The sequence below is a fragment of the Flavobacterium ginsengiterrae genome, assembly GCF_039539785.1.
GTDB classification, from domain to species: domain Bacteria; phylum Bacteroidota; class Bacteroidia; order Flavobacteriales; family Flavobacteriaceae; genus Flavobacterium; species Flavobacterium ginsengiterrae.
The window spans coordinates 105,604-121,830 of sequence record NZ_BAABDU010000009.1 but is presented as its reverse complement, the minus strand read 5'-3'; the positions used below and the strand labels follow the sequence as shown (position 1 = coordinate 121,830).

Sequence of the window (16,227 nt, the reverse complement as noted above, 5' to 3'; positions counted from 1 at the left end):
GCGAATGCAAAACTGGACTTGATACTATCTACAAAACTAAGGCCGATTTCAAAAATCATTCACCATCGTAAAATCAGTTTTACAAAATTAATTAAGGATACATTCTGTCTCCTTATGTTCTTCTACAATTTCTGTTAGGCACTTCCAAAAAAAGGTTTGCTATTTCTTTGGTAGTTAATTCAGCATCTTTTGAAGCGACTGTCAGCAGCTTTTATTCAATTGTATTTAAGTATCTGAAGAAAAATTCTCTGTTTTCTTTGATTATTACACCTCGAAAAAGATTAATTATCCTTATTACCACTAAAAAACAGCGTAATTATCTTATTATTAATCATAATTTGACATATTAATCTTTTATTTTAAAATTTGCAGTACAAAATAACTGCAAAACAATTAATTAAAAGCGATCGCATTAAAAGATTCAATAATAAACGAAAAGAAATGGAAAACACCCACAATATAATCAAGTATGATTTTGCGTTCAAACTAAAGAGTATTTATTTCAATGAAGACTACATACCGTCTAATAGTACGCGTACCACAACCAACTTTGCTAATTTGGCAAGAGGAGAAAGTCGTCAAGAGAATTTGCGCAACACCATTAATATGATTAACAATCGTTTTAATACTTTGGCAAACTGGGATAATCCTGATAACGATCGCTATTCGGTTGAATTAGAAATTGTTTCTGTTGATATAGATATTGATGGCAGCGGTACAACATTCCCATCGATTGAGATTTTAAAAACGCATATTATCGATCATAAAACAGGAAAACGAATTGAAGGTATTGTTGGAAATAATTTCTCCTCTTATGTGCGCGATTATGATTTCAGCGTTTTGCTTTTAGAACATAACAAGGGTAAAGATCGCTTTAGTATTCCTGATAATTTTGGTCAACTGCATGGTAATATATTTAAGCATTTTGTAAATTCAGAAAGTTATAAAAAACACTTTAGCAAACCACCTGTTATATGTTTGAGTGTATCTGATAATAAAACGTATCAGCGTACAGGAAACCATCACCCGATATTAGGTTTTGAATATCAGCCAAATGAATCTTCTTTAACAGAACAATATTTCAAAAAAATGGGCTTGCAGGTTCGTTATTTTATGCCGCTTAATAGTGTTGCTCCTTTGGCGTTTTTTTTCTTTGGAGACTTATTGGATGATTATACAAACCTTGAATTAATCAGCACCATTAGTACTATGGAAACGTTCCAAAAGATTTACAGACCTGAAATTTATAATTGTAATTCTGTTGCAGGAGCGTGCTATAAGCCGAGTTTAAAAAATCAAGACCATTCTTTAACCAAAATTGTATACAACCGTGAAGAGCGCAGCCAATTAGCAATTGAGCAGGGCAAATTTGCAGAAAAGCATTTCATTAAGCCTCACCAAAGTGCCTTAGAACAATGGTCTGCCAATTTTAATCTTTAATTAATACAGCAAATTATAATTATTTTATTATGAAGAAATTAGTACCTACTTCAATTGTGGGAAGTTTACCAAAACCTGCCTGGCTTGCACCACCCGAAAAACTTTGGTCGCCTTGGAAATTAGAAGGAGATCAGTTAATTGAAGGGAAACAAGATGCTTTGCGCATTTCTTTGCACGAACAGCAATTAGCAGGCGTGGATATAATTAGTGATGGCGAGCAGACACGTCAGCATTTTGTAACTACTTTTATTGAGCATTTAAGTGGTGTTGATTTTGAAAATCGTAAAATCGTAAAAATTCGTGATCGTTATGATGCGAGTGTTCCTGTTGTTGTAGGTGAAGTTGCACGTCAAAAAGGAGTTTTTGTTGATGATGTTAAATTTTTGCGTAAACTGACAGATAAACCAATAAAATGGGCTTTACCTGGTCCGATGACAATGGTAGATACTTTATACGATGACCATTATAAAAGCAGAGAAAAATTGGCGTGGGAATTTGCGAAATTGCTTAATGAAGAAGCAAGAGAACTTCAAGATGCAGGCGTAGACATTATCCAGTTTGATGAACCGGCATTTAATGTATTTTTTGATGAAGTAAACGACTGGGGAATGGCAGCATTAGAACGAGCCATTGAAGGATTAAAGTGCGAAACTGCAGTCCATATTTGCTACGGTTATGGAATACAAGCTAATAATGACTGGAAAAAAACATTGGGTTCAGAGTGGCGTCAATACGAAGAAATTTTCCCTAAAATTCAAAAATCTAAAATTGATATTGTGTCATTAGAATGCCATAACTCGCGTGTGCCTTTTAATTTAATTGAACTTGTTCGCGGCAAAAAAGTAATGGTTGGCGCAATTGATGTCGCAACCAACACTATCGAAACTCCTGAAGAAGTTGCCGATACTCTGCGTAAAACTCTTGAGTTTGTAGATATCGAAAATCTTTATCCTTCAACAAACTGCGGTATGGCTCCTTTATCTCGAAATGTGGCAAGAGGCAAGCTGAGTGCTTTAAGCGCAGGAGCAGAAATTATACGCAAAGAATTTAGGATTTAGTTCCATGCGTTAATTAGAAAATAATATACTTAATTTACCCCTCTTCCGTAGAGTTAGCGAAGCGACTCTACGGAAGAATAATAATTTGAGATTACTCTTCCTTCAAATACATTCATAAAAAGAAACTAATCAAGTTTCGAGAACAGTTAAAACACATCTCTTTTCATTATAGTTTCAAGAAAACCTTCCGTATTTCCCAAATTGGCTTTCAAAAAATTAAAAATAACATATTCCTTACTACTAGTGAAGTCTTCTCTAATCTTTGATCACAAAAGGATTAGACAAATAATGACCAGATCTTCGCTCCTATTATGCAGCTGACAAGTATCTACAAATGTTTAGCTCCGATTGTTTTTTTTACTAAAAAGATAAAAGGCATCTAAATAAAAAATTATTCTTCTTTTCGTCGAGCCATACGCTGAGCGATAATGCTCGCAGCAATCAATTGAAAAGCATGGTAAAGCATGAGCGGCAACAATACGATACCGGTTATGGTACTGTGCTGAAAAAGTACTTTTGACATAACGGTGCCGTGTACTAATGACTTTTTAGATCCACAAAATAAAACCGTAATACGATCTTCATCTGAAAAGCCAAACAAACGACTGAGCAATCCAACACAAAAGAATACAGCAAAAAACAAACCTATCATCCCTGCAGCAAGTCCTGCAAGTTCAAGAGCGGTGAAGCCTTCAAAAAGATGTTCAGAGAATGACTTACAAAAAGATGTGTAAATGATCGTCAGGATAACTCCCTGATCGAAATATTTGAGCTGTTTCTTATATTTTTCGGCAATGACGCCAAAACGGGAGTTGAGGCTGATACCTATAATGACAGGCAATAAGACTTGAACAATCAACTTTATAAAGATATCAGTTACATCAAAATCGCCCGTTGCAGAAGCGATGAACAGTCCAACCCAAAGTGGTGTAACCACTACTCCAATCAAACTTGAAATACTCGCATTAAAAATGGCTGCAGGAATGTTTCCCTTGGCAATAGAAACCATGACCACAGAAGAGGAAACTGTAGAAGGCAAAGCTGCCAGAAAAAAAACACCAAGCCACAGCAACTCGAAGCCGGTGTTTACGAACAAAGGGCGAAATGCTAAAACGATAAGCGGGAAAAACAAAAAAGTAGTCAACTGAACAACAATGTGCATTTTCCAGTTTACAAGCCCGGCTTTTAGTTTCTCAACACTCAGCTTTAAACCATAAAACAAAAAAATAAACGACACACCTACATTGGCAATCTCTTCTAGTGAAACAGGTTCTTTTACCATGCCCGGCTTTGGCACAAAATAAGCCAACAGAATCATAGTGCCTATCATTAATAAAAAACCATCGAAACCTGCTTTACTTAATACTTTTAATACTTTTTTCAATTTTATTCAGTTTAATTCTCTAGACAAAGTTATCTTATACAACTAAAAAAGCTTCCTAACACTCATACTTAAGAGAATTAAGCTGTTTTACCACACAAAACAAGTGTTATTTACTTTTTTAAATGTATTTTTGAAACTTAAAAAGATTTTTATTCTATGGAAGAACTCGATACTACCGATTTGCATTTGCTGAAAATACTGGGAAACAACTCAAGTTTTACCATCAAGGAACTTGCTGCGCAGGTAAATTTGTCACCAACTCCTGTGCTGCAGCGTGTAAAAAGGCTGGAAAATAATGGGTACATCAAAAAATACATCGCCTTAATTGATCATGAGAAATTTGGACATGGATTTATCGTTTTTTGTAATATAAAGCTAAAACAGCATGATCGTAATATCGGCAACAGCTTTGTCGAGGATATTATGAAAATTGATGAAGTTGTAGAATGTTATAATATTTCAGGAGATTATGATTTTATCCTTAAGGTTTTCGCTAAGGATATGAAGCATTATCAAAATTTCGTTTTTAATAAGTTAGGTTCAGTTGAAAGTATTGGCAGCACGCAGAGTACTTTTGTTATGTCAGAAATAAAAAACCAGCACAACATAAATCTATAAATGCATTGTTTCTAAAAAAGTTTTGTCTGTGTCTGCTTACAATCTTCGATAACCATTACATTTTCCCATTAACTGATAAAAATAGAACTAAAGTCTTTACTTTTGAATAGAATTTAAAATCATTACAAAAATGAAATTACTTGATGCATTAAAATGGCGTTATGCTGCCAAAAAAATGAACGGACAAGTTGTACCGCAGCAAAAAATAGATTATATCCTTGAAGCCGCAAGATTAGCGCCGTCTTCATCTGGTTTACAGCCATATAAAATTTTTGTCATTACCAATAAAGAATTACAGGAAAAAATAAAAACAGTAGGTTTTGAACAAAGCCAAATTGTAGATGCTTCGCATGTACTGGTTTTTGCAGCTTGGGACGGTTATTCTTTAGAAAAAATCTCAGAAGTTTTTGCAAGAACAACCCAAGAACGAGGCATTCCATCAACAGCAATGGATGAATACAAAGAAAGGCTATGGGGAATGTACAAAGATCTGGGTCAGGAATGGCATGCCAATCATGCTGCCAAACAAGCCTATATTTCGTTTGGTTTAGCCATTGCCGCTGCAGCAGAACAAGAGGTTGATGCGACACCAATGGAAGGTTTTATCCCTTCTGAGGTAGATAAATTATTAAGCCTGAATGAACTTGGTTTAAAGAGTGTATTGGTGCTGCCTTTGGGTTACAGAGACGCCTCTAACGACTGGCTGGTGAACCTGAAAAAGGTAAGAACACCTCAAAATGAATTCATTACAGAAATAAAATAATTCATTTTCAAGTCTATCTAAACGTTTTAGATTTAATTCTTTAATTTTTTCAAAAACGGGTATTAAATCTAAAAAATTTTGAAACATCAAAAAGCCTGAGAATCTATTTTCTCAGGCTTTTTAATTTTATCGCAATCCTGATGGTGCAGATTTTAAACCTTTTAGTAGACAATTTAATTTACCTGTTAGTTTATACAAAAATTTCATTTCTTATTCGTAAATTTCATATTTACCAGAATCTTGCCCGAAAGTCACATTTATAAAATTGGAAACAATGAATATAAAAACGATAAATAAAACCAAAACTTCCATTTTTTATAACCCATTTAAAAGCTTTAGTCCAATGAAGAAATACACATATAAAAACATCTGTACACTATTCCTGTTATTGATACTAGGTTCAGTACAAGCCCAGCAGAAAAACTCCGAAAAATGCCGTTACACTAAAACACCGCAAGGCTATCTGATGGTGCTTCGTGAGGGTGACAATGTCCTGAAACTTCTGGAAGACCTTGCACAGGAAGAAAAGATTCCTTCTGCCTATTTAACCGGCATTGGCTTTGCGCAGCAGGCTGAATTTGGTTTTTATGACTTCGAGAAAAAGAAGTTTAATCCCAAAACATTTTATAAGGTTGAAATGGGAAGTCTTACAGGTTCTCTAGCCTGGAAAGAAGGGAAACCATCCCTGCACATACACGGCGTGGCTACTGATAAAGATTTCAATGCCTTTGGCGGACATCTATTATCACTTACAGTAGGCACCGGCTCCATGGAAATCTATATTACCCTTTATAATGAAAAACTGGAACGAAAAACAGAACAACCTCTCAATGCTAATGTACTGCAGCTTCCCTGTATAGAATAAACAGCTTTGAGTAAAATATTTTCACCATGCGCCCTTTGCGAAATTACAATTTTCACATTACTGCCGCTTATAGTTTTACTTTATATAAATTCTTACAAAAACAAGTATAAACACCTGATTACAAAACAATTGATTTTCTTACTTTTAAATACCTTTTAGAAGGCTCAAAAATACTTAAGGTTTCACAGCAGCATATTGCTGCTAAATTACAGTGATTATGAGAGTAGGAATTATAGGAATAGGCAGTCTTACAATGGAACTTGCTTTCCGCTCTGCCAAGGAGGGATATACAGTTATAGTAAGTAATCCGAAAGGCAACAGCCTTATCATGGATGCTATTGAAAAAATGGGACCTAATGTATGGCCCGGCACTTTGGAACAGGCAGTCTGCACTGATATTATCTTTTTGTTTATACCCAAAGAAGATCTGCAGAAGGTCTTAGGAAGTCTGCCTGACGTATCAGGAAAAATAATAGTACACACAAGCGGTTTAATATTTAATCCACAGACACTGTTGTCGGGACTAACTAATGCAATGACTTATAAAATTACCGCTTCGCTTCTTCCCAAAGCGCAGGTTGTCAAGCTCTTTAATCCGGTTAATCTTAAAAGCACAAAAGATAGCAGAGAACCTGCAGCAAAAGAAGAAATATTTTTTATAGCTGACCATAAAGCATCCAGAGAAAACATTAAAAAGTTTTTAAAAACACTGCATTTTTCTCCAATTGATCTTTCGGGAAAACTTCATCTTCAAAATAAACCTATTAATTTTAAAGCTGTACTTAATCCGCCATACCGACACCCAGAAAATTAACCTCAAATCTCTCGCTAAACACCATTATTTTTTCAAGTTTATTAATAATGTTAAAATGTAAAGTTGTAAACAGCATTTCTGTATTGAGAAATGGGATATTTTTCTATCTTTGAAACTCAGGATTTATGTCCAAATGGCTTTATCTTTGAGCCTTTAGAAAAATTGACACTCATTATGGAACAGAAAATACATCAGGGAAGAAACGTAAAACGTTTTAGAGAAATGCTTAACATTAAACAAGAAGCATTGGCTTATGATCTGGGCGAAGAATGGAACCAAAAGAAAATTTCTATGCTGGAGCAGAAAGATGTAATTGAAGACAATTTGCTAAAACAAATTTCTGCTGTATTGAAAATTCCTGTGGAAGCTTTTCAGAATTTTGATGAGGAACAAGCGATAAATATTATTTCTAATACTTTTGGAGATAATGCTTGCGTTGGAAATCCAAATTCTACATTTAACTTCAATCCTATTGAAGAATTAAAAAGACTTCATGAAGAAAAAATTGTTTTGTTTGAGCGTATGTTGAAGGAGAAAGATGAAATGATGGTTAGACTTGAAAAATTGATTGGTAAATAATTATTTTTAAAAATATATTGATTTTGGAAAGAGACTTTTTTGAGTCTCTTTTCTATTTTTGACAGTATCTCGGCTAGCTAGCGCGAGCGTCTCGCTCGTGCCCGCAACGATGAATTCAGAATTAAGTTTACGACAATTCTTTGCGGGCACGAGCGAGACGCTCGCGCTAGCATGTGGAAATCCAATAAATTATAAAAATATGAAAAAATCGGAAGAATATAATCTACACTTTAACACTTTTGAATTTAATAACACAACAATACCTATTGTCGGATGCAGTTTAGTAAATGGGGCTAGTAAAAATAATGAAATAGCAAGTTTTTTAGAACCAAATGGAATTCGTTTGACACAGCAAATAATAGACGATATTGCCTCTTTAAATTTAGACTTAAATATACCTTTTGAGGGTTACAATATTTGGGGAGGAAATCAAGATGAAAGTGTTGAGATAAAGTCTCCTCCATTTAGAGCTATTTTCAACACAACAGGAAAATCCGTGGAAGTGCCGATTTCAGATTTTTTACAAATTTTACAAGAATGGAAAACTTTTTTAGAAACTATACCTAATCCACATTTTTTATCTAACAGATAACCCGATCGTCAATGCTAGCGCGAGAGTCTCGCTCGTGTCCGCAACGATTATCAATTAATATCAATTTCTAAAACAGTTTGATCATTATCACCATAATTTCTTGCTGAACTGTATTTCCAATCTACAGGATTAGTAACAAAACCTGTTTCTAGAGGATTATTATGAATATATTTTAATTTCTGTTCAAAGACTTTTAAAGACCAAATTTCGATGGGTTGGTTATTCTGCTGCCAAAATTGCCTAAATTTTACATTACTGCTTTTTTTACCTGCTCTTTCAAACATCCAAAGCATCCATTCTTTTCTACTTTCTTGTGGATTTTCTTCAATTGTTTTAAGCATTTTTCGAGAAGTAAATCCTTTAAAATCTCTTATGAGACCTGAAGGATCTCCATTTGATGATCTGAAAATTAAATGAATATGACTAGGCATAATGCAATAACCATAAAGTTCCATAGATTTATTTTTACGACAATAATCTAATGATTCAATTATATTTCCAAAATATTCTTCTCTTGTAAATACATCTATCCAATAAACAGTAGCAAAGCTTATGAAGTAAGCTCCTGTTTTTTCTCCAAACTTATATTTTCTGCTCATTTATTTTTTTGCAATAATATAAGAAATACTTTACATTTACAAACATCTCTTTCGTTCCCTGATTTTACGTTCACGAGCGAGACGCTCGCACTAGCTTAGGAAAAGGTTAATTTAAGAATAAAGCTAATACAAACAAAAAGAGACATCAAATAAAATTTGACGTCTCTCTTTAATAAAGTCTTCATAAATTAATCCTGATCAAAAACTTTTCCCAAATGTTCTTCCATAACAAAATACGGATCATCGGTATGTGTCATTGACCTCATATGAATTAAACTTGTTTTACTCATCATTCTGAGCATTTGTCGTCTCTCGCATGGAACAATTTTTCCATTCTCTATTCTCTGTCCTGCTGTAAAAGCACTTCTTCCGTGCGCGCATAAATGATTATTCACAAAGATAACATCTCCAGAATCCGGGATATAATCACTATTAATCAGCTCTTTGGCTTCGTTCCAAAATTCAGTTAAATTATAAAGCGCTTCCGGAGTTTGTCCAGCGTTTTCATTAAATATCTGTTCTGCCGCATCAAATCGAATAAAAGGCAGTTCTTTATTTCCATACAAAACAGAAGCCAGCGGACCGTCATTTGTTTCATCTTCGTAATTGGCATCCTTTGGACACTGATAAATAGGATCAAAAAGTTTTTCCATTATTTTATTGACTTTACCGTGTGAACGTACCGAGTAAAGTGTCGAAGGAACTCGCTCTTCATTTCGCAGATAAAGGAAACTTAAAAAGTCAGCCTGATGCAGCAGAAATGCATCTTCAGTATGAACATACAAATTTGTTTTTGATCCTGATCCTGTCTGCGTTACAGCCATTTTTTCGTCTGGAATAACCGCGTGAAGAATCCCTCCTCCTTTTCGCTGTGCATAATACTGCACAGGTTTTGAAGGAACTGCACCGTGCAGAAGTGAACAAATAAAACCGTATTTATTAAGTTTTGAGTAATCGGTGCTCTGCCAGTTTGCAGGAGTTGGTCCGAGATGATCCTGATCGACTTCTAAAAGCCCTTTAAAGACGATCGCTCCGTATTGGTTTGCTGAAAAATCGGTTCCAAAACGGCTTAAAATTCTGGCTATTCTTTCGGGTAGAAGCTGGAAAGAATGCAAATGAAGCGTTGCTATATAATCTGGATTTTCATAGCTCTTAAATGCCTGCTCCAAAAGAGACCCAACATGAGATAAAATATTCCTTTCCTGAGGCGTAACCTCTACTATCAGTGGACTTGTAGGAATTTCATAGACATAGTTTTCTTTTTCTGGTATTTCATCTTCTATTACTGACTGTGATTTCATTTTATTAGTTTATTTAATAGTTACTAAAAATTGGGGCGAATAAAAAAGACAAACTACTAATAATAACCTATATACAAATAAAACATCATTTCTTAACATTATAATAATGTAGAGAATTTCGTATATTTTTTTTTCTGTTTTATTTTTTTTATAAAGATTAATCTCTACATTTGTCTCCGCTGTTTTTATTCATTCTAAATAAAATCTACTTACAAATATATTTGTTTTATAATTTAAAAAAAGAATTTTCTTAAAAAATTTATTAAAAAAATATGAATATTAGCACTAAACCCAGTAAAATCAAGATGTCGGATTTTACAAATAGTCAAAAAATTTCAAAAATCATACGGAACAGACGAAGTGTTTATGCTGATGAATTTGAAAAACAAAACATACCGGATGATTTATTAAATGAAATCTTGACGAACGCGATTTATGCACCTACGCATAAAATGACCGAACCGTGGCGGTTTATTGTTTTTAAGGATCGCTACTTAGAACAACTGGGATCGTTTCTGGCCGAATACTACAAGGACTTTTATTTTGAGAAATTTTCTGCCGAAGAAGCTTTAGAAAAGTACAATCAGCTTAAAGAATACCCTCTTAATTCGGCTTGTGTGATCGGAGTTGTGCTGGTTCGCAATCTCAAAATAAACCTTCCTGAATGGGAAGAAGTTGCTGCTGTTTCATCTGCCGTTCAAAACATGGCCCTCACCTGCACTGCCCATAATATTGGAAATTATTGGAGCACATCTGCTGGTGCTGTAGATTACTTAAAGCAATTTGGCTTGGCCGAAAATGAACAATCCCTCGGTTTAATTTATGTCGGATATTATCCTGAAGACATCGAACCTTCAAGAAAAAAGAGAACTCCGATTTCTAACAAAGTAACTTATTTCCAATAATCTCAATTCTAAAAATTAATCATTATGCAAAACCTATTAGACAATGCCCCGGATGTCTTAATTAAAAGCTCCACTGACGATTTTTATCAGGATATTTTCCATGAAAATTCCGGAACAGAATATGCCAATGCAATAGAATTAGTTCAAAAACGTGTAGCTGGTTTTCTTGAAAATACTAAAATTCCGTTCAGCGGTATTAAACCCGATGAAATAAGAAATAAAGTCGAAGCTGTAAACTTAGATCAGCCCGTTACCGATTACGAAAGCCTTTGGGATGAGATCGATGAAATTTATGTAAATCATGCAACTGCTTATCATTTACCAGAATATATAGCCCATTTAAACTGTCCTGTTGTAATTCCAGCTTTAGCTGCCGATGTACTGATAAGCGCAATAAACTCATCACAAGACACTTACGATCAAAGTGCCGGCGGGACATTCATAGAAAGAAAATTGATTGCCTGGACAGGTGAACAAATTGGATATAACACAGATTGCGACGGAATTTTTACAGGTGGCGGTTCGCAGAGCAACCTTATGGGACTTCTTTTGGCAAGAGATTATTTTGCTTTAAAATACCTCAACTGGAATATCAAATTAAATGGATGTCCTCCGGAATCTAGTAAATTCCGAATTTTTGTTTCAGAGAAATCTCATTTCAGCAACCAAAAAAATGCTTCTATTTTAGGACTTGGCGAGCAATCTATCGTTCAGGTTGTTACAGACAGCCGTTACAGAATGGATGCTGAAAAATTGAAACAAGCCATTATTGAAGAAAAACAAAAAGGCAACATTCCGATTGCTATTGTAGCAACAGCGGGAACAACAGATTTCGGGAATATTGATCCATTATCTGAAATCGCAGTTCTGGCAAAAGAACACGAATTATGGATGCATGTTGATGCCGCTTACGGCTGTGGTTTATTGCTGACAGATAAATACAAATACCTGCTAAACGGAATTGAACAAGCTGATTCTGTTACTATTGATTATCATAAATCGTTCTTTCAGCCTATTTGCAGCAGTGCTTTTATGGTAAGAAACAAACAGCATCTTCACATTATAAAACACCATGCCGATTATTTAAATCCGAAGGAACAGGATTATGATGAACTTCCGGCTCAAATTAATAAATCTTTGGTACAAAGTACACGCCGTTTTGATGCTTTAAAACTATGGTGTACACTGCGTTATATGGGCAGAACTAAATTGGGACAGTATACCGATACTATTATCGAAACGACCAAACAAACGGCTGCAATATTAGAAAACGACAACGATTTTGAACTCTTAACAGATTCTGATTTAAGTGTTTTGGTTTTTAGATATAAACTAGACGGATGGCCTGGAGATACTTGCAAAATGAACTTACACATTAAAAAGAAAATGTTTTTTAACGGAGAAGTTTTGGTAGCAAGCACAAAAGTAAATGGCATTTTTTACCTGAAGTTTACCATTTTGAATCCATTAACCACTATTGCACACATTAATAACATCCTTTCAATAATAAAAAAACACGGAAATGAATACATCTTCTCCTAAAGAGATTGCTCAGGAAGCAGTCGATATTACGTTTACAATTTTACTTAACTGCTGCGTGCGCGAATTGGGCAACAGCAGTTTTTATGAAGGGGTGCCAAAATACGATCCTGTACTAAAATCTTATATGTCAAAGTATAATCATAAACTTCATTTAAAACTGGATTTTCCTGTTGATAAAGTTGAAGTCTATGCGCCGATACGTTACAAATCTGAAACTTTCAGACATTTATATGATTTTCCGGTAATGGAACGTGATCTTACTAACGAAACCATTAGAGAAATAGATGCAGACCGCCTTTTAGAATTAATTACCAATCAGGTAAGACAGCAGTATCCGCTGGCAGATTCTAAAAATGTAAAAAAGAGAATGCAGCTGAGTACCGAGAAAATAGCACAGTTTTTAGAACATTTTCAAACTTCGGGACAAGACTTTAATAAGCCCGAAATGACTTTTATCGAAGCCGAACAATTATTTCCGGCAGGTCATCTACTTCATCCGCTTACCAAAGGACGTGAAGGCTTTACTGAATCAGAAGTTTTAAAATATGCTCCGGAAACTGGTGGTCATTTTCAGTTGTATTATTTTTTAGTACATCCTGATCTGGTTACCGAAAAGTCTGTAGACAATGTTTTGCCTTCAGATTTTGCTAAAAACGAGGTTTTGAAAGCAAGCAAAGGAGACCAAAAAACACAGGATTTACTGTCGAACTATCCAGATTGGAAAGTAATTCCGGTTCATCCGTGGGAAGCAGCGCATTTTAAATCTCAAACTGTATTTGATACATTGGCAAAAGAAAATCTTCTTGTTGATTTAGGTGAATTTGGAAAAGAATTTACAGCAACTTCATCAGTAAGAACGGTATATAACAATGAAAGCGATTATATGTATAAATTTTCGCTTCATGTAAAAATTACCGGAGCAGAACGCATTAATCATTTCCATGAACTTTACAGAGGTTATGAGGTTTCGCGCCTAATGCAGACCGCTTGGGGAGATAATGTAAAGAAAACTTATCCTGATATTGAACTAATCTGCGATCCTGGCTTTATATCTGTTTCTTATAACGGAAATGTACTGGACAGTTTTTCTACAAGTGTGCGATACAATCCGTTTAAAGTTACTGCGGGCGAAAAAGAAAATAACGTTTGTTTATTGGCTTCGTTATGTCAGGACGGCGTGTTAGGAAATCCTTCGAGAATGCAGAATGTGATTCAAAAAGCTTCGCAGCAAACGGGATTATCTCTTGAAAAAACCAGTGAGATTTGGTTCAAAAACTATATTGATATCATCCTTACAGGTGTCGTAAAAATGTTTAATGAACAAGGAATGTTCTGCGAATGGCATCAGCAAAATACATTGGTGCAATTGGGTGCAGCATTTATGCCTGAAAAACTATTTTTCCGTGATAATCAAAGTTTTTTATTCCGTAAATCCTTTGAAGATCAATTAGACAAAATTGTACCAGGCTTATCTGAAAACGGAAAAATGTTTATTCCAGACGATCGTTTGTACAATCTAATACTTCACTATTTCTGGGTAGGAAATATTTTGGCAGTTGTAAATACTTTTGGTACGAGCCAACTTACAGACGAAAAAAATCTTTTAAATATTCTGTATGATAAATTAGAAGATTTACAAAAAGAAGACGAAAGCGGTCTGGTAACATTTATTCTCGAAAGCAGATATTGGAAAGTAAAAGGCAATTTACTTACTGCCTTAAATGACATTGACTGCGGCGGTAATCCTGCCGGCGTAACGCGTATTAATTTCCCTAATGTTTTACACAAACGCTTTTTCTCTGAGCAATTGATAAATCCAAAAGGAAAAGATTTGGTTTACAACCGCTATTTCCCAAAAGAAGATGTAACGATCAGTTTACGTCCTGTTGATATTGATAATGATCTTGAAATGCTGCATGAATGGTTTCATCGTGACCACGCAAAAGCAAATTGGAAAATGGACTGGCCTCTGCAAGAACTTGAAACGTATTACAGAACATTGCTTCCAAGCGACGGTTTGTACAGCTACATAGGAATGGCAAACGGTGAACCGACTTTTAATATTGAAGTCTACTGGCCAACGCGTGATGTACTCGGAGATTATTATGATGTACTACCTACTGATTATGGAACGCATCAATTTATTGCGCCTACAGATCCTAAGCTGAAATTTGTTTCACCATCGACACAATGCATGATCGATTATGTATTTGCGCAGCCTGAAACGGGCAGAATGGTTGGCGAAGGTTCTGTAGATTCCAGAGCTTCGATGATGAACAAAGCTTTTCATGGTTTTAAAATCGATAAAGTCATCGAAATGCCGCATAAAACATCCAATCTTAATTTTTGCTATCGCGAATGGTATTGGGAAAAATTCCCGCAGAACAAAGACATTAAAATCATCTCTGAAACAGAGCATAATCTTATAAACCAATAATATGGAAGATCGTAAAGTATATTCATTAATAGGCATTGGCATTGGACCTTTTAATTTAGGTTTAGCCGCTTTGTTAGAACCGGTTGATGACGTTTCATCGCTTTTCTTTGATCAAAGAGAACAATTTAACTGGCATCCAGGTCTGCTTTTTGACCATGTTACGCTGCAGACTCCGTTTTTATGCGACTGTGTTTCAATGGCTGATCCTACAAGCAAGTTTAGTTTTTTAAACTTTCTTAAAAAGACAGATCGTTTGTATAAATTTTTTATCCGTGAAAATTTCTTTGTACTGCGCAAAGAGTATAATTTATACTGTCAATGGGTGATTAAACAATTGCAAAACTGCCGTTTTTCGTCGAGCGTAAAAGAAGTTTATTATAAAGATGGTCTTTATGAATTACATGTTTTTCATAAAGATCAAAATCAGACCAAAATTTATTATTGCGAAAAATTAGTATTAGGAACTGGTACTGTGCCTATTCTTCCTGATTTTGTTGATTTACAAGAAATGGAAAAAGTTTGTCATACGTCAAGCTATCTTTTTAGAAAAGAAGAAATATTAAAACAGGATACTGTTACTGTTATTGGTTCTGGACAAAGTGCTGCCGAAGTATTTTTTGATCTGCTTCAAAACAGACCAAAAAACTTAAAACTGAATTGGTATTCCCGTCCCGACCGCTTTTTTGCGATGGAATATTCTAAGCTTATTTTAGAACATACATCTCCAGATTACATCGATTATTTCCATCAAATGCCTTCTTCGACACGCAAAGTCATGCTGGATCGTCAGAAATCACAATTTAAAGGAGTCAACTTTGACTTACTTAACGAGATTTATGATCATATGTATGCGCTCAGCGTAGACAATGAGGATATTGGAGTAAAAATCAGACCAAATATTCAATTGGATGATATAACTCCGGGAATTCACAATAATTATGAATTGCATCTGGAACAGATCGAACAACAAAAAAAGTTTACAGACCACGCCGACTATGTGATCTTAGGAACTGGATATCATTATCAGGAACCTCAATTTCTAAAAGATATACAGCATCGCATCAGCAGAACTTCAACAGGAAGTTATGATGTAAAAAGAAACTATACTATCGATACTAACGGCAGCGAAATTTTTGTACAAAACGCAGAAATTCATACGCACAGCTACATTTCATCTGATTTGGGTATGGGTGCTTACCGCAATTCTTATATCATAAATGAAGTGGCGAAACGTGAAGTATATAAATTAGAAAAAAGGATTGCTTTTCAGGACTTTGACCTTTCGCATATTGCGACAGAAAAAGCAGAGGAAGTTAGTCTTTAACACACA

15 protein-coding genes are annotated in these 16,227 nt (G+C 34.9%); 12 read left to right on the top strand and 3 right to left on the bottom strand.

Annotation, left to right across the window (positions count from 1 at the left end; translation table 11 throughout):
- Positions 1–441: 441 nt before the first annotated feature.
- Both ABD859_RS21955 and ABD859_RS21950 read left to right on the top strand, forming a co-directional pair.
- Positions 442–1,440 (top strand): DUF1852 domain-containing protein, encoded by a 999-nt coding sequence (locus ABD859_RS21955; RefSeq protein WP_345146878.1) that lies wholly within the window; start codon positions 442–444, stop codon positions 1,438–1,440.
- Between the two features lie 29 nt (positions 1,441–1,469).
- Positions 1,470–2,498 carry a methionine synthase gene (locus ABD859_RS21950; protein ID WP_345146876.1) on the top strand — a complete coding sequence of 343 codons (1,029 nt, stop codon included), beginning with the start codon at positions 1,470–1,472 and terminating at the stop codon, positions 2,496–2,498.
- A gap of 391 nt (positions 2,499–2,889) precedes the next feature.
- On the opposite strand, the gene ABD859_RS21945 is transcribed toward ABD859_RS21950, so the two are convergent.
- Positions 2,890–3,882 (bottom strand): bile acid:sodium symporter family protein, encoded by a 993-nt coding sequence (locus tag ABD859_RS21945; protein WP_345146875.1) that lies wholly within the window; start codon positions 3,880–3,882, stop codon positions 2,890–2,892.
- Between the two features lie 156 nt (positions 3,883–4,038).
- Here ABD859_RS21945 and ABD859_RS21940 point away from each other — a divergent pair, with 156 nt between their 5' ends.
- From ABD859_RS21940 to ABD859_RS21915, 6 genes are all read left to right on the top strand, one after another.
- On the top strand, positions 4,039–4,500 hold the full coding sequence (locus ABD859_RS21940) for an Lrp/AsnC family transcriptional regulator (protein ID WP_345146874.1): 462 nt from the start codon (positions 4,039–4,041) through the stop codon (positions 4,498–4,500).
- A 130-nt stretch (positions 4,501–4,630) separates the two neighbouring features.
- On the top strand, positions 4,631–5,263 hold the full coding sequence (locus ABD859_RS21935) for a nitroreductase family protein (RefSeq protein WP_345146873.1): 633 nt from the start codon (positions 4,631–4,633) through the stop codon (positions 5,261–5,263).
- 343 nt (positions 5,264–5,606) lie between these two features.
- Positions 5,607–6,128 carry a PPC domain-containing DNA-binding protein gene (locus ABD859_RS21930; RefSeq protein ID WP_345146872.1) on the top strand — a complete coding sequence of 174 codons (522 nt, stop codon included), beginning with the start codon at positions 5,607–5,609 and terminating at the stop codon, positions 6,126–6,128.
- Between the two features lie 217 nt (positions 6,129–6,345).
- A complete protein-coding gene (locus ABD859_RS21925; protein ID WP_345146871.1) occupies positions 6,346–6,942 on the top strand; it encodes an NAD(P)-binding domain-containing protein in 597 nt (198 codons plus the stop codon).
- Positions 6,943–7,116: 174 nt separating this feature from the next.
- Entirely contained in the window at positions 7,117–7,521 is a 405-nt protein-coding gene (locus tag ABD859_RS21920; RefSeq protein WP_345146870.1) for a helix-turn-helix domain-containing protein, read from the top strand.
- Between the two features lie 199 nt (positions 7,522–7,720).
- Entirely contained in the window at positions 7,721–8,113 is a 393-nt protein-coding gene (locus ABD859_RS21915) for a hypothetical protein (RefSeq protein ID WP_345146869.1), read from the top strand.
- A 50-nt stretch (positions 8,114–8,163) separates the two neighbouring features.
- Here ABD859_RS21915 and ABD859_RS21910 read toward each other — a convergent pair whose 3' ends face one another.
- Positions 8,164–8,712 (bottom strand): REP-associated tyrosine transposase, encoded by a 549-nt coding sequence (locus tag ABD859_RS21910; protein WP_134147373.1) that lies wholly within the window; start codon positions 8,710–8,712, stop codon positions 8,164–8,166.
- A 188-nt stretch (positions 8,713–8,900) separates the two neighbouring features.
- Positions 8,901–10,013, bottom strand: a complete 1,113-nt coding sequence (locus ABD859_RS21905) for a Fe(II)-2OG oxygenase family protein (protein WP_345146867.1) — start codon at positions 10,011–10,013, stop codon at positions 8,901–8,903.
- Positions 10,014–10,285: 272 nt separating this feature from the next.
- Here ABD859_RS21905 and ABD859_RS21900 point away from each other — a divergent pair, with 272 nt between their 5' ends.
- From ABD859_RS21900 to ABD859_RS21885, 4 genes are read left to right on the top strand one after another with little or no spacing between them, the layout of a single operon-like run.
- Positions 10,286–10,918: a nitroreductase family protein gene (locus tag ABD859_RS21900; RefSeq protein WP_345146865.1), complete on the top strand. Its 633-nt coding sequence runs from the start codon at positions 10,286–10,288 to the stop codon at positions 10,916–10,918.
- A 24-nt stretch (positions 10,919–10,942) separates the two neighbouring features.
- On the top strand, positions 10,943–12,460 hold the full coding sequence (locus tag ABD859_RS21895) for a pyridoxal phosphate-dependent decarboxylase family protein (protein ID WP_345146864.1): 1,518 nt from the start codon (positions 10,943–10,945) through the stop codon (positions 12,458–12,460).
- On the top strand, positions 12,441–14,897 hold the full coding sequence (locus ABD859_RS21890; RefSeq protein ID WP_345146863.1) for a GNAT family N-acetyltransferase: 2,457 nt from the start codon (positions 12,441–12,443) through the stop codon (positions 14,895–14,897). Before ABD859_RS21895 ends, ABD859_RS21890 begins: the two co-directional genes overlap by 20 nt.
- 1 nt (position 14,898) lies before the next feature.
- Positions 14,899–16,221: a lysine N(6)-hydroxylase/L-ornithine N(5)-oxygenase family protein gene (locus ABD859_RS21885; protein ID WP_345146862.1), complete on the top strand. Its 1,323-nt coding sequence runs from the start codon at positions 14,899–14,901 to the stop codon at positions 16,219–16,221.
- Positions 16,222–16,227: the final 6 nt, after the last annotated feature.

What these genes read in the sequence shown, in the direction of transcription:
- ABD859_RS21955 (WP_345146878.1), top strand. Translation starts at nt 442, where the DNA reads ATGGAAAACACCCACAATATAATCAAGTATGATTTTGCGTTCAAACTA.
- ABD859_RS21950 (WP_345146876.1), top strand. Translation starts at nt 1,470, where the DNA reads ATGAAGAAATTAGTACCTACTTCAATTGTGGGAAGTTTACCAAAACCT.
- ABD859_RS21940 (WP_345146874.1), top strand. Translation starts at nt 4,039, where the DNA reads ATGGAAGAACTCGATACTACCGATTTGCATTTGCTGAAAATACTGGGA.
- ABD859_RS21935 (WP_345146873.1), top strand. Translation starts at nt 4,631, where the DNA reads ATGAAATTACTTGATGCATTAAAATGGCGTTATGCTGCCAAAAAAATG.
- ABD859_RS21930 (WP_345146872.1), top strand. Translation starts at nt 5,607, where the DNA reads ATGAAGAAATACACATATAAAAACATCTGTACACTATTCCTGTTATTG.
- ABD859_RS21925 (WP_345146871.1), top strand. Translation starts at nt 6,346, where the DNA reads ATGAGAGTAGGAATTATAGGAATAGGCAGTCTTACAATGGAACTTGCT.
- ABD859_RS21920 (WP_345146870.1), top strand. Translation starts at nt 7,117, where the DNA reads ATGGAACAGAAAATACATCAGGGAAGAAACGTAAAACGTTTTAGAGAA.
- ABD859_RS21915 (WP_345146869.1), top strand. Translation starts at nt 7,721, where the DNA reads ATGAAAAAATCGGAAGAATATAATCTACACTTTAACACTTTTGAATTT.
- ABD859_RS21910 (WP_134147373.1), bottom strand. Translation starts at nt 8,712, where the DNA reads ATGAGCAGAAAATATAAGTTTGGAGAAAAAACAGGAGCTTACTTCATA.
- ABD859_RS21905 (WP_345146867.1), bottom strand. Translation starts at nt 10,013, where the DNA reads ATGAAATCACAGTCAGTAATAGAAGATGAAATACCAGAAAAAGAAAAC.
- ABD859_RS21900 (WP_345146865.1), top strand. Translation starts at nt 10,286, where the DNA reads ATGAATATTAGCACTAAACCCAGTAAAATCAAGATGTCGGATTTTACA.
- ABD859_RS21895 (WP_345146864.1), top strand. Translation starts at nt 10,943, where the DNA reads ATGCAAAACCTATTAGACAATGCCCCGGATGTCTTAATTAAAAGCTCC.
- ABD859_RS21890 (WP_345146863.1), top strand. Translation starts at nt 12,441, where the DNA reads ATGAATACATCTTCTCCTAAAGAGATTGCTCAGGAAGCAGTCGATATT.
- ABD859_RS21885 (WP_345146862.1), top strand. Translation starts at nt 14,899, where the DNA reads ATGGAAGATCGTAAAGTATATTCATTAATAGGCATTGGCATTGGACCT.